17 protein-coding genes are annotated in these 12,447 nt (G+C 42.2%); 11 read left to right on the forward strand and 6 right to left on the reverse strand.

What is annotated here, in order from left to right; all coding sequences use genetic code 11:
- The first annotated feature begins 40 nt into the window (after positions 1-40).
- On the forward strand, positions 41-1,642 hold the full coding sequence (locus NF865_RS09155; RefSeq protein ID WP_253304413.1) for a carbamoyltransferase family protein: 1,602 nt from the start codon (positions 41-43) through the stop codon (positions 1,640-1,642).
- A 68-nt stretch (positions 1,643-1,710) separates the two neighbouring features.
- Here NF865_RS09155 and NF865_RS09160 read toward each other — a convergent pair whose 3' ends face one another.
- Positions 1,711-2,211: a hypothetical protein gene (locus tag NF865_RS09160; RefSeq protein WP_253304414.1), complete on the reverse strand. Its 501-nt coding sequence runs from the start codon at positions 2,209-2,211 to the stop codon at positions 1,711-1,713.
- 159 nt (positions 2,212-2,370) lie between these two features.
- On the opposite strand from NF865_RS09160, the gene NF865_RS09165 reads away from it, so the two are divergent.
- The gene (locus NF865_RS09165) at positions 2,371-3,540 is read left to right on the forward strand and encodes a pyridoxal phosphate-dependent aminotransferase (RefSeq protein WP_253305654.1); all 1,170 of its coding nucleotides are present in this window, start codon (positions 2,371-2,373) and stop codon (positions 3,538-3,540) included.
- A gap of 90 nt (positions 3,541-3,630) precedes the next feature.
- On the opposite strand, the gene NF865_RS09170 is transcribed toward NF865_RS09165, so the two are convergent.
- Complete coding sequence (locus tag NF865_RS09170) at positions 3,631-4,986, reverse strand: adenosylmethionine-8-amino-7-oxononanoate aminotransferase (RefSeq protein ID WP_253304415.1); 1,356 nt, start codon at positions 4,984-4,986, stop codon at positions 3,631-3,633.
- A gap of 12 nt (positions 4,987-4,998) precedes the next feature.
- Positions 4,999-5,205, reverse strand: a complete 207-nt coding sequence (locus NF865_RS09175) for a hypothetical protein (RefSeq protein WP_253304416.1) — start codon at positions 5,203-5,205, stop codon at positions 4,999-5,001.
- 463 nt (positions 5,206-5,668) lie between these two features.
- Between NF865_RS09175 and NF865_RS09180 the strand changes: the two genes are divergently transcribed.
- Positions 5,669-6,658: an AIR synthase family protein gene (locus NF865_RS09180; protein WP_253304417.1), complete on the forward strand. Its 990-nt coding sequence runs from the start codon at positions 5,669-5,671 to the stop codon at positions 6,656-6,658.
- Positions 6,659-6,693: 35 nt separating this feature from the next.
- The gene (locus NF865_RS09185; RefSeq protein WP_253304418.1) at positions 6,694-7,014 is read left to right on the forward strand and encodes a hypothetical protein; all 321 of its coding nucleotides are present in this window, start codon (positions 6,694-6,696) and stop codon (positions 7,012-7,014) included.
- Here the strand turns inward: NF865_RS09185 and NF865_RS09190 are convergent.
- Positions 7,001-7,819: a hypothetical protein gene (locus NF865_RS09190; protein ID WP_253304419.1), complete on the reverse strand. Its 819-nt coding sequence runs from the start codon at positions 7,817-7,819 to the stop codon at positions 7,001-7,003. The genes NF865_RS09185 and NF865_RS09190 overlap by 14 nt on opposite strands.
- Before the next feature lie 58 nt (positions 7,820-7,877).
- On the opposite strand from NF865_RS09190, the gene NF865_RS09195 reads away from it, so the two are divergent.
- Positions 7,878-8,099 carry an LSm family protein gene (locus NF865_RS09195; protein ID WP_253304420.1) on the forward strand — a complete coding sequence of 74 codons (222 nt, stop codon included), beginning with the start codon at positions 7,878-7,880 and terminating at the stop codon, positions 8,097-8,099.
- Positions 8,100-8,104: 5 nt separating this feature from the next.
- Entirely contained in the window at positions 8,105-8,836 is a 732-nt protein-coding gene (gene mobB / locus NF865_RS09200) for a molybdopterin-guanine dinucleotide biosynthesis protein B (protein ID WP_253304421.1), read from the forward strand.
- On the opposite strand, the gene NF865_RS09205 is transcribed toward mobB, so the two are convergent.
- The gene (locus tag NF865_RS09205) at positions 8,833-9,234 is read right to left on the reverse strand and encodes a M67 family metallopeptidase (RefSeq protein WP_253304422.1); all 402 of its coding nucleotides are present in this window, start codon (positions 9,232-9,234) and stop codon (positions 8,833-8,835) included. The genes mobB and NF865_RS09205 overlap by 4 nt on opposite strands.
- A gap of 143 nt (positions 9,235-9,377) precedes the next feature.
- On the opposite strand from NF865_RS09205, the gene NF865_RS09210 reads away from it, so the two are divergent.
- The 5 genes from NF865_RS09210 to NF865_RS09230 all read left to right on the forward strand — a co-directional run bounded on the left by NF865_RS09210 (position 9,378) and on the right by NF865_RS09230 (position 12,169).
- Positions 9,378-9,521: a hypothetical protein gene (locus tag NF865_RS09210; protein ID WP_253304423.1), complete on the forward strand. Its 144-nt coding sequence runs from the start codon at positions 9,378-9,380 to the stop codon at positions 9,519-9,521.
- Between the two features lie 230 nt (positions 9,522-9,751).
- Positions 9,752-9,982: a PspC domain-containing protein gene (locus NF865_RS09215; RefSeq protein WP_253304424.1), complete on the forward strand. Its 231-nt coding sequence runs from the start codon at positions 9,752-9,754 to the stop codon at positions 9,980-9,982.
- The gene (locus tag NF865_RS09220; RefSeq protein WP_253304425.1) at positions 9,957-10,400 is read left to right on the forward strand and encodes a PspC domain-containing protein; all 444 of its coding nucleotides are present in this window, start codon (positions 9,957-9,959) and stop codon (positions 10,398-10,400) included. Before NF865_RS09215 ends, NF865_RS09220 begins: the two co-directional genes overlap by 26 nt.
- 3 nt (positions 10,401-10,403) lie before the next feature.
- A complete protein-coding gene (locus NF865_RS09225; RefSeq protein ID WP_253304426.1) occupies positions 10,404-11,273 on the forward strand; it encodes a DUF4097 family beta strand repeat-containing protein in 870 nt (289 codons plus the stop codon).
- Positions 11,274-11,278: 5 nt separating this feature from the next.
- Positions 11,279-12,169 (forward strand): triphosphoribosyl-dephospho-CoA synthase, encoded by an 891-nt coding sequence (locus tag NF865_RS09230; protein WP_253304427.1) that lies wholly within the window; start codon positions 11,279-11,281, stop codon positions 12,167-12,169.
- Here NF865_RS09230 and NF865_RS09235 read toward each other — a convergent pair.
- Positions 12,159-12,443, reverse strand: a complete 285-nt coding sequence (locus NF865_RS09235; protein ID WP_253304428.1) for a family 4A encapsulin nanocompartment shell protein — start codon at positions 12,441-12,443, stop codon at positions 12,159-12,161. The two genes, NF865_RS09230 and NF865_RS09235, sit on opposite strands and share 11 nt — an antisense overlap.
- Between the last annotated feature and the right edge of the window lie 4 nt (positions 12,444-12,447).

A 12,447-nucleotide genomic window follows, 5' to 3' on the forward strand; every position in this document is an offset into this window, starting at 1 on the left:
CCAAAGTTACGTTTAAAAAGCATTTGTCTAATCCCCACACATGATAATACTTGGAGTGCACGATGGACACGACGCAGGGGCAGTGCTATTCACGGAGAAAGAGATATACGCCGTAAACGAAGAGAGACTAAACAGAATAAAGAAGTATCGCGGGTTCCCGGAGCTCAGCATAAAGAAAGTTTTGGAAATGGGGGATATTCATCCAGAAGAAGTGGAAATAATAGCGGTTGCTGGCCTTTTCAGGAAGCAATCCCGGTTGTTGGAGCTAGAAAAACGGTTAAAGTCCATTTTTGGCAAAGACTTCAAAAAGAAAGTTCTCTTTGTTGAGCACCACCTTTGTCATGCCGCTTCCGCTTATCTCACCTCGGGATGGAGGGAGGCTCTGGCATTAAGTATAGACGCGGCGGGTGATGGACTAAGCTCCTCTATTTACATCGGAAGAGATGGCGAGATGATAAGAATAGCCCAGAGCACTTATTTGGACTCACTTGGGGATTTTTACGCTTCTGTTACTGAGCTTTTAGGCTTTAAACCAATGAGGCATGAAGGGAAAGTAATGAGCTTAGCCGCCTATGGAAAGCCAGCTTATGATCTCTCAAACATCATTGAACTCAATGGATTGAGTTTTGAAAACAAGCTCAAGGTTGTCGGGATCGAAGCCACAAAAAAGCTTGCCGAGTTCTTTAATTATCCACTCTCCAAGGCCAAGGAAATTGCCCAGCAGATGAAAAAGGGCAACCTTGATGGAGAACTACAGAAAAAGGCAATTGAGATTGCGGCCTCTGCCCAAGCACGTCTTGAAAAGCTTCTCGACGAGCTCGGTTTAAAACTTAGAAGTTACAACTTAAAACTCGCCTACGCTGGAGGGGTTGCACAAAACGTAAAGGCAAATGCAATATTGAGGAAGCATTTCCCGGATTTGTGGGTATTTCCCGCTATGGACGATGCTGGCTTAGCTTTCGGTGCTGCGGCATTTGTAAAGGCACAAATGGAGAGGCTGGATGGAAAGTGGAAGCCTTTTAAACTGGAGCATGTGTATTTGGGTCCCTCTTATGACGAAAACAAAATTGAGTCCCTCTTGAGAGAGGAAAACCTAAAATTTGAGTACCGTGAAGATGTCGAGGAAGTTGTGGTAGAAATGCTCCTAGAAGGAAAGCTTGTGGGCTTTTTCCAGGGAAAAATGGAATATGGGCCCAGAGCACTCGGCAACCGTTCTATCCTTGCCAATCCGATGGACAAGGAAGTTGTGAAAAAACTTAACGTGTCGTTAAATAGAGACGTCTTCCAGCCCTTTGCCCCTTCAATGCTGGAGGAAAGAATCGAGGACTACCTCCAAGACCCATATCCAAACAAGTTCATGACAATGAGCTACAAGGCAACGGAAAAAATGATAAAGGAAGCCCCGGCAGTTGTGCACGTTGACGGTACTACAAGACCTCAGACCCTTCTTAGAGACGACAATCCGAGGTATTATGACGTAATAAAACGTTTTGAGGAGGAAACCGGTGTTGGAATTGTCCTAAACACGAGCTTCAACATGCATGGGGAACCAATAGTTTGCTCCCCAGCAGACGCGGTTAGAACTTTCAGAAAAGCAAGGCTTGATGCCCTCGTTTTAGAGAACTTTGTTGTATATTCATAGGTTCCTCTCCTTTACATTCTCGGTTGATTTTCCTTGAAATGTTTCAGGAGAAACCTTGCGTGTTAAAATCAAACTAAACCAAAATAAATTACCCCCGGAACCTTATTTTTAAATTTAAATTCCCTGTATCTTATATCTTTTAATGATCCGGAAATTTTCCGCAAATGCATTTGCCAATTTTTATGGTTATGAGTTGCAGGAAAAACTACAAACAAAATCGCCTTATTGGTGTAATCTGTAGATCTTAGTTTTTCAATGTCTTCGAGTATCCCCTGGATATTTTTAGTAATCGGTCTATGCTTGTTCTTGACGTCTTCATATCTGTAATTAGTGTTGATAGTTTTTAGTTCTATTGCCCAGTCATCAAAGGTAATATCAATTCTGTCTTTTTCTGGAATTATTATTAAAGTTGGGAAATGTTTTAGTAGGCTCTCACATAATTCTACCTTGAGCCAACCTTCAAATTTTGCTCTCTCTTTGCAAAATACTGCTACACCAATATTGTTTTCTAATTTGGGTATTATGTCTTTGAATATGACCTCAGCCAATTTTTCAAACGTTATTTCCATTGTTTATTCCCTCAAAGTTAATTACTGCTTAGATCACATATAAATTTTACGATAATTATGAGAAAATAGAGAATGAGGATCGACAAAACTCAAACTTCTGATATGATTTGATATAGGTAAAATTATAAACATCAACGAGAAATCCCTCTGGTGAGGCTCATGGCGCTAAGTGATAGGCTTGAAATGGTAAACCCTTCTGAAATAAGGAAGCTCTTTGACCTTGCTCAGGGAATTGAAGGCGTAATATCACTTGGGATTGGGGAACCAGACTTTGACACTCCAGAGCACATAAAAGAATACGCAAAGGAAGCCCTTGACAAGGGACTAACGCACTACAGCCCAAACGCAGGAATTTTGGAACTCAGGGAAGCCGTTGCAGAAAAGTTCAAGAAGCATAACGGGATTGACGCGGATCCAAAAACCCAAATAATGATAACTGTTGGCACAAATCAGCAGATCCTAATGGGGCTTGCAACGTTCCTCAGGGATAATGAGGAAGTCCTCATTCCTTCTCCAATGTTCGTCAGCTATGCCCCCGCGGTTATCTTAGCCGGAGGAAAACCCGTTGAAGTGCCCACATACGAGGAGAACGAATTCCGCTTAACCGTTGACGACCTCGAGAAATACGTCACCCCAAAAACAAGGGCTTTGATCATAAACACTCCTAACAACCCGACTGGAGCCGTTTTAACGAAAAAAGACCTCGAAGAAATTGCAGACTTTGCCGTAGAGCATGATTTAATGGTTTTAAGCGACGAAGTTTACGAATACTTCGTCTACGACGGCGTCAAAAACTACAGCATCGCTTCTCTAGACGGCATGTTTGAAAGAACAATAACTATGAACGGCTTTTCAAAAACCTTTGCAATGACTGGATGGCGTTTGGGATTTTTAGCGGCTCCTGAGTGGGTCATAGAGAAGATGGTCCGCTTCCAGATGTACAATGCCACATGCCCGGTAACGTTTATCCAATACGCAGCTGCAAAGGCTTTAAGGGACGAAAGGAGCTGGAAAGCTGTAGAGGAGATGCGCAGGGAGTATGAGAGGAGGAGAAACCTTGTTTGGAAGAGGCTAAACGAGATGGGACTGCCAACGGTTAAGCCCAAGGGAGCGTTCTACATATTCCCGAGAATTAAGGATACTGGGCTTACAAGCAAAGAGTTCAGCGAACTCATGATAAAGGAGGCCAAGGTCGTCGTTGTTCCAGGAAGCGCCTTTGGAAATGCTGGAGAAGGCTACGTGAGGATAAGCTATGCCACAGCCTACGAAAAGCTTGAGGAAGCAATGGACAGAATGGAAAAAGTTCTGAAAGAAAAGAACCTCGTTTAAGCTTGATATCTTTCCTTTTTATGCTTAACCATCCAAAGCCGAGGAGGAAAAGAAGGATTGGAAGAGAAAGTCTTTCAACTCCAAGACCCCCTATTGGAGATTTTCCATAAGTACAGCTTCAATCTCTTCCACCTCAACTTTGTTATTTCTGTTTAAATCCCTCCATCTGAGCAGTGTGAGCTTTTCAGGCCTTCTTTCCTTATAGTAAAGCAGGCAAGCTCTGGTTCCATACCTGTGTGTCCCTACTATGAACACTCTTCCACTTTCGGGCTGAATTAGGCAGTAATCTTCTTTCTTCCAAGTGCTTTTATAAATAATCCCATCAAATTCCATGGTATCCCTTGTAAAAGTCGCGTTAACAAACTTAGCTGCAGCTTTTCCGAGAACAATCTGCTTGTTGGGAGTTTCATTAGAGAACACTTCTCTTGCTATACTCTCATCAACGTCTGTAACCGTTACAAATGGTTTAAACGTGAAGAAATGAACTCCTTGAGAGTCTGCTATTACAGCGTTTAGCCCGAAAACCGCAGTATGTTTGACATCAGTGGTATAACTCCCCAAAACCCCGTTTTCTGAAATGAAATACACCCTATTAGGAGTCACGGCGAGAGCCAGAGAATCTGATGTCTCGAGGGATGTGATATTCCCATCAAGCTTGAATCTCCGGATAAGTGTGCCGTTAAGGGAATAGAACTCCACATTGTTGTCTATTCCAACGAGTAAATTATTGGCGAAAAATTTGATGTTGAGGTATTTAGCTGAGGGGGTCTTGAATATTGTACCATTGCATAGACACTCATGTATTGATGTCACGTTGGGCGTAAGTTGCATTCTCCAGAGTTCTCTGGAATCTTTTAGTAAGATTAAAGTCCCGTTTTCAAGTGCCAAAGCAACAAAATCTTTGTATGCATCGAGGCTTTTGATTGATACACAAGGAGGCAGACTAAGTACTTTCTCAATTCTTCCATTTTTAACGGCATAGAGGTCATCTCCACCAAGATAAACTGTGTTGCCATCAATGGCAATGGTGTTAACGGAAAATGAAATGTTTGCAGACCATATTATACCCTCTCTACCAAGGAGATAGAGCTTAGGCATGCCCATGGGATCAAGGTCGTAAACTGCGAGGTATTTTTCTGAATCTGTAAACCATGGGGGATTTTTGAGTGAAATATTATATGAGCGGATTGGGAAGTTTTTATCAATCCATAGTGCTCTATCCTTGGTTAGGGATACAAGGTATCCATCAGAAAAGCCAATCCAGAGAGGCGTTACGTTATATTCCAAAAGAACCTCACCACTTTCGTCAAGAATGTAGAGCTTGTCAGAGGTAACTGCAACGAGATTCTCATTTACTGCGATAGAGTTGGCACTAAGTTGAATGCTCCACAACGGATTAGTTGCCAGCAGAGCTAAGATGAATAAAGGAAAAGAGAGGGGCAACATCTGTCGTCCCTCCTACCCTGCCGCTACCTCCATAGTGGTAAGAACTTGATTATCTACCCCTGCAAACTCCCCTTTTTGCACTATCGTTCCACCTGTTAATCCTGTAGTTCTTCCACTCTGACAAGCCTTGTCCTTATCACCGTTGCCAATTCCCGCACTACCGAAAAATCCTAAAACCACCAAACCAAGTAACAAAAAGCTTAACAACTTTAACCGCATTGAGCATCACCAACGGAAGTTTTCATAGACTATTTATGTCTATTAAGCCATTTAAATTTTTGGTTTGCAATAGAAAATTAGTTTTGAAAAAAGTAAGCATTAAAAAGACTCCAATTTTAATCCTGCTGGTGGATTGAACAAACCGTTGATGCTATTCTCTGCATAAAGTCACAACAGATTCTGAATTATTAGTGTCCCTCCTATTGTAGAGCTCCTCTAAATACCGCTCTGCGTAGTTGAAACCATTGAATTGGCCTATTTGAATAAATAATTCCCGAGCCGTCGAGTTAGCAATAGAGGGAGTAATAGACTATAGACTTAAGATAGAGCTTAAGGACCACACCGAAACCTGACAAGTGGAAAAATAATTTGCAAACGTTCTCGTCTTCGGTAAAAAGATTACTTTATTAGTTTTGGACAACCTTTTTATCTTTTCTATCCTCATTTTAATGGGGATGAAAAAATGCTTCCAGGAAAGGTTCCTCCAGAGATACTTGAGAAGATCGTTTTTAACCTTCTAGGGGCCCAAGATGAAAGAGTGATAGTAAAATCCGGTGTGGGAATTGATGCGGCTGCAATAGACTTTGGGGAAACCGTTCTCGTTGCATCCAGTGACCCCATAACGGGAGCAGAGAAGCACATAGGCTTTTATGCAATAAACGTGAACGCAAACGATGTTGCAACATTTGGAGCCAGACCGAGATGGTTTCTTGCAACAATTTTGCTCCCCGAGAATGCCGATGAGGATGTGCTTAGGGAAATAATGGAGGACATGCACAAAAGCGCCGAAAAACTTGGAGTTTCAATAGTTGGCGGTCACACGGAAGTTACGATTGGGTTAAATAGGCCAATAGTTATTGGAACAATGCTCGGCGAGGTTAAAAAAGAAAAGCTTGTGCGTTCAAACGGCGCAAAAGCTGGAGATGTCATAATCCTAACCAAAGGCGCGGGAATTGAGGGAACATCCATCATAGCAAGCGAAAAGGAGGAAGAGCTAAGGGAAGTGTTCGGGGACGAGCTTGTAGAGAGGGCAAAGCGGTTCCTTGAGAAAATAAGCGTGGTTAAAGAAGCCCTAATTGCCACAGAGATTGGAGTTCACGCTATGCATGACCCCACAGAGGGAGGAATAGCAAACGGCTTCCACGAGATGGCGGATGCAGCCGGGCTGGGATTTAGGGTTTACTACGATAGGATACCCATTGCAGAAGAGACCAAGAAGCTGTGCGAGTACTTTAACTTAGACCCCTTGGCGTTGATAAGCTCGGGCTCCCTTCTAATTGCAGCACCGCCAGAAAAAGCCGAAGAAATTGTGAAGGCAATAAAGAAAGAAGGAATTGAGGCTGCAATAGTTGGGGAGTTTCTGGAAGATAAGAACGTAAAGGTTATCGTAAGAGACGGAAAAGAAGTTCCACTAAAAAGACCTGAAACAGATGAAATTTGGAAACTCTTTTAAGGATTTTTACATTTATTACTATTGGGGATTGTCAAATGGCAGATGTAGAAATGGCGAAAAAGTTGATAAAAGTCGGTGGTATTCTAAGCGTCATAGAGCCATTCTTCATAGCGGTTCTCCTTCTGCTCACAGTTGTGGGAATAGTGCTCGCAATACCCTTCGCAATCCTCGGCTACTGGATACTTAAGAGGTCAGAGGAGGTCATTGAACTTATTGAAAACAAAGAGTACAAAAAAGCAAAAGACAAACTTTTAATTCCAGCAGTAATTGCCCTCATCTTGACGAGTAGAGTGGGAGGAATTTTAATGCTCCTAGGTTTGGTGTTGCTTCCTTCGGAAGACTCTATCTCCGTTTGATTTTCCCACCTTTTATGTCTATGCGCCCTTCTTTTTCCAGCATTCTCAAAATTTCTTCAAATGCCTTCCCGTCTGTCACGTTTATTATCATGGTGCCCTTTTCAGTGGGTATTTCCATGGGCATTGCCTTGAGAAACGTTCCAACTAACTCGTCTTTTGGAACTTTTTCATTGCCAAGGGCATTTAACACTTCGTTGGCAACTATTCCCCTTGAGATTAAAGCAAAGTATACGCCCATAACCGCTTCCTCTTCAAAGTACTTCGCCGCTATGTGAAGGGCTTTATTTATTTTCTCTATTTCAAGCTCCCTGATCTCTATCTCATACTCGGGAAGCAGATCTACGAAAGCAAACTGCTTTGCTATCTTCTCTATGCTTTCGAGGTTTTTTGCAATTTGATATGGGAATCTGAACTGGAATTTTAGCTTTGTAACATCAACGTCTTCCTTTAGCCTTGCTTTGTTCTCTTCAACAACAAGTGCGCCGTTTTTAAACAATTGCTCAAGAACATCTCCCATCCAGTATCCTTCTTGGAGAAGGTGGTTTATTTCCTCACCTTCTTTGAGATGCTCAAGGGCATGGTTTATTTGCTCCTTAAACGCGAGAAAACCCTCGATAAGGATTTCCTTCTCCTCACCTTCAAAGGAATTTAAAGTGTTGCTTATCTCCTCCAAAGTCCCCTCTATCATGTAGCCTATGAATGCCTCGTACCCAAGCCTTTCCGTAACGGCAAATTTAATTCCTTCCCTCTTGAGTTCATTTAAAAAGGCATCTTTAACAACCTCGTTCTTTGTAACCAGCCTCATGCAATCACCACATGGAAAAAGCTAAAAGCCATTTATAGTCTTTTCCTATGGTGAGAACATGAGCGAGGAGAAACCACTTTTACTGGACGAAACCCTCAAAAAGTGGAAGGGGAAACGAATAGCCTTGGCCGTAAGCGGAGACCACTCCTTTACTGGCATTCTAAAGGATTTCGATGAAGAGATAATCATCTTGGAGAACGTCGCCGACGTTGTAGGAAACAGGGGAAAAGCACTGGTAGTCAAGATAGACGACGTTAATTGGATAATGCTCCTAGAGTGATTAAAATGAGGGCAGTTGCGTTTGTAGGATTCAAAAAGAGCGGAAAGACAACTACAGTGGAGAACGTTGCAAAAGAGCTCAAAAAAAGAGGGTACTGTGTGGGGATAGCAAAGAGCATGCACACGAATTTTGATAGAAAAGAAAGCGACACATGGAGGCTGAAAAGAGTAGCTGATTGCGTGATTGTGAGGGCTCAGGACACAGATGCCCTTCTTTTTGATGCAAAGGACTTAAACGCTCTCCTTTCTGTAATGCCTGAAGTAGATTTTCTTCTTCTTGAGGGGTTTAAAGATGCCAAGCATTTGCCCAAAGTGATATGTGCTAAAAGCGAAGAAGAAGTAAAAGTGCTAAACGATGGGCTCGCGATAGCGGTTAGCGGAGTCATATCCAATGAACTCAAAAGCGTTGATGGTCTTGAGGTTATAAACGCTCTGGAAAACCCCGAAAGGCTTACCGATTTGATAGAGGAAAAAGCCTTCATTCTGCCGAATATTAACTGCAGACTGTGCGGGCTTGACTGCTATGAAATGGCAAAGCTAATAGTAAAGGGCGAAAAGACCGTAAAAGACTGTGTCGTCTTGAGTTCAAAACCAAAGGTCATTGTTAAAATTGATGGAAAGGAGCTTCCAATGAAAGATTGGGTTCAAGAAGTAGTGGAAAAGACCATTAAGGGAATGCTCTCTGCCATGAAAGGGTACAAAGAGGGGCGGAAAATAGAGATTATAATTCAGGACTAGACTGCCTCTACTTTAACTTCTTTTACTTTGCCCCCTTCGAGTATAAACGCTCTGTACTCTCTGAGGTTGTTCACTATCAGCCATATGTTTCTCCACAAGTCCATGCCCTTCAAATCTTTGGATGAAGGGTACGGTGGGCGGTTGACGTGGGAATGGAAAATACCCACTATCTCCTTTCCTTCTCTTTCAGCACTCTCAAGAACTTTGAGGATCTCTAGAGGGTCTATCTCAAATTCAACCGGGGAAGTTAATTTGTTGTTTGCAAACGAAACCTTTTCCACAAAGGCAGCTTTTCCTTCTATTTTTCCCACTAAAAACCCGCATATTTCAACCTTGCTTTCCTTAGCTTTCCTGAGGATTTCTTCCAAATGTGCACGTTTTATGAAAAGGACTTCCATGGGGGCTTCTTTTCGTTAACCCTTTTAATTCTTTTTGTTCATTGACGTACATATTAGCACAGAAAAGCTTATAAATGTGTTTACAATCATCAAGGTTAGATACTACTGTAATATCACTCGAAGTGATATATGGGGTGAGAGCTATGCTCGCGAGAATAGTTTACTACAGGAGGAATTCAATCCCCGAGGAAGAAATTGTGGTAGTTAGCAGGGTAGAAAAAGCCTTTGAAATAGCGAGAAAGAAGTTGGGAAGAGAGATAATGGGCTTTGAAGTAGAAATAATTTGATCACGATCGCCTTCTTCTCCCCGTTTTTATTTTAATTTATTGAAGAATGACAACGCAACAGGATTTTTGGTTTTTATTGATTTCAATGAAGGTAAAAAACGCAGAAAACACAGCTCTTCTATCCAAAAATAACCAGTACTAAAATATACTATGACCGCGAATTAAAGATTGACACGCAAAAGTATATTAAGCGTGAAATGAATATTAATTCAAGGAAGAGGTGAATTTATATGGAAAAAAAGTTGTATAGAAGCAAAAAGAACAGAATACTTTTTGGCGTCTGTGGAGGACTTGCAGAGTACTTTAACGTAGATCCAACCCTTGTTAGGATACTCTTTATCCTTCTGCTGTTGGGGAGTGTGGGGACTGCGGCGTTGTTATACCTCCTGTTGGCTCTTGTAATGCCGGAAGAACCCGAAGAGGGAGGTGAAGTAAGTGGGGAAGAAACTCAGGAGGAGTAAAAAGAATAGAATGTTCTTAGGAGTGTTGGGAGGAATTGCAGAGTATCTGGGGATTGATCCGACGATAGTGAGAATAATCTTCATACTGCTGTGTTTAGTAGAACCGGTGTTCATCTTAGCATACTTCTTGATGGCTATTGTCATGCCAGAAGAAGATGAAGAAGAGATAACCGCAGAGAAACTTCCTGAGAAGATTGAAAAAATAGCCGAAGAGGCTGGAAAAAGTGTGGAAGAACTCAGCAAAAAAGCCCCAGTAGTTGAGAAAAAAGATGACACGAAGCTCTTTGGAATTGCCCTTATTCTCTTAGGCGCAGTGCTACTCTTAAAAGCTTTCATACCTTTCCCCTTATTCGGGCTTAGGGAAATAGTCGCGGTGCTTATCCTATTGCTCGGCCTATACTTGGTAGCGAGGGGATGAAAAATGAAACGACTCCTTGGTCTCTTTTTAACATTTTTAGGACTGCTGATCATTTTAAGAAGCCTTAGACCAGAGCTATATGACTACCTCCTTCCATATGCGCCTTACATTAAAAGAGCGTTCTGGGGAGTAGTTCTCATTATCGCAGGTCTCTATGTGCTTATCAAAAACAAAACCGCAAGGACTGCTTTGGCGGTAGTTTTCATCATATACTTAGCGCTGTTTCTTGTAACTCCAGGTTCATATTCTTCATGGAAGTTCACCTTTAGGGATGTCGGAGAAGTAAAGGAAATCGGTGAATTCAGCGCTTCCGAGATCGCAATAGAAAATATTGCCGCAAAAATAATCGTAGAACGAGTACCGGGAGATACTATAAAAGTCCTCAGCAATCTGCCGGTGGAGGTAAGTGATGGCGAAACTCTAAAGCTCTCATGTTTCGAGTGCAACAAGGAAAACGGAAAACTCTTAATACAAGTTGGAGACGAGGTTAAGCTTGTTTCTTTAACCTTAAGGAATACTGCGGGTGACGTTGACCTTGAATTGGGAGAGACTGTTTCAGTTAACATGGATAACGTAGTTGGAGATGTCGCAGCCTCAGGAGTATTCAGCTCTTTTACTGTCACGAACTTCATAGGAGACATGGAGTTAACTCTTGAAAACTGTCCCGAGATAGAGATCGGTGGATATTGCTCCCAAATTGGAATATACAGAGGAAGCGGAGAGATTAACATCAACATCCCAGAAAACGTTAAGGTAGCACCTTCAATTGAGGGCTCTTTGGCTTCGGTTACTGTCAATAAAGGATTTGAAACTGGGGAGAAAACATTAAAACTAAGAGTCAAGAACTTCATTGGAAAAATAGTCGTGGAATGATGGCTATGGATAAGTGGGAGGTTGTCAAAGCCTTTACTCTAGGGCCCCTACTTGAAGTAGCCATCCCTAAGCCCGGCAACGTGAATAGATATAGGGACTTTGAAGACCTTACCCTATACCATTTTCTCTTTGCCAACACTTCTGTAATTGATGTTCTTTTTGAAGCCGCTCATAGAGGGGAGCTCATAAGAGGGGGAAAACTTCAACCAGAAGGGGCAAAACTCGGAGAGCTTATAAAAAAAGCCGTTGAAAACTCCAAAAAAGCCCAGAATTTAAACCCAAACTTTGGGATAATAACCCTCGCAATTCCTCTCACGGTGGCACTTGGATGGGCGAAAGACATTGAGGCTGCCCGAGAAAAAGTTAAGCTTCTTATCTCTGCATCCAGCCCGTATGACAGCATAGAATTCTACAAAGCCATAAGAATTGCGAACCCAAAGGGAGTTAAAAGGGGAGTAAAATACGACGTTTACGATGATTCCTCTTTTGAAGAGCTCATCCGAGACAAGATAAACCTTGAAAAGCTTGCGGAGATTTCGAGCGAGAGGGAGCTGATTTTTAAGGAGTGGCTTACCGGCTACCAGCTCAGCTACTCCACCTTTTACAGGCTCAAAGAACTTAGCTCCATTTTTTCACTTGAGGAAGCAACCATCAGGGCATTCCTTGAGCTTCTATCCAACAACTTGGACACCTTGATTATAAGAAAAGCCGGGCTTGAGGAGGCAAAACTCGTTCAGACGAAAGCAAAAGAAACCCTCGCCGGAACGCTCAGCCTCGAGGAGTTTGACGAGTTTCTAAGAGAAAAGAAAGATTTAAGAAATCCCGGAAGTCTGGCAGATATAATGGCAGTTTCTTTAAGCCTGCTGATTTTAAGTGGATATTCCCTTAATCTTTGATTATTTTAACCCTTTTAGCCCCTCCGAGCCCTATGCCAAGAACTTTTGAGTCAATAACAACCGCATCTTTTCCGAGTTCTTCAACGACCTTGACCTTAAGCCCAGAAATCTCGGAAACTCCCTCTTCCCCTCCAAACTCTTCGTTTATCTGCGCTTTCAAAAACTCGTAAGCCTCTTTCCCAAAGAGCACCAAATCTGGCTCGAATCCATCCATTTTGAGCTCGTTAGCTTTTTCTTCAACAGCACTCAAAACCCTAATAAGTTCTCCTCTCATCAAA

The sequence above is a fragment of the Thermococcus aggregans genome (genome assembly GCF_024022995.1).
Classification (GTDB): domain Archaea; phylum Methanobacteriota_B; class Thermococci; order Thermococcales; family Thermococcaceae; genus Thermococcus_A; species Thermococcus_A aggregans.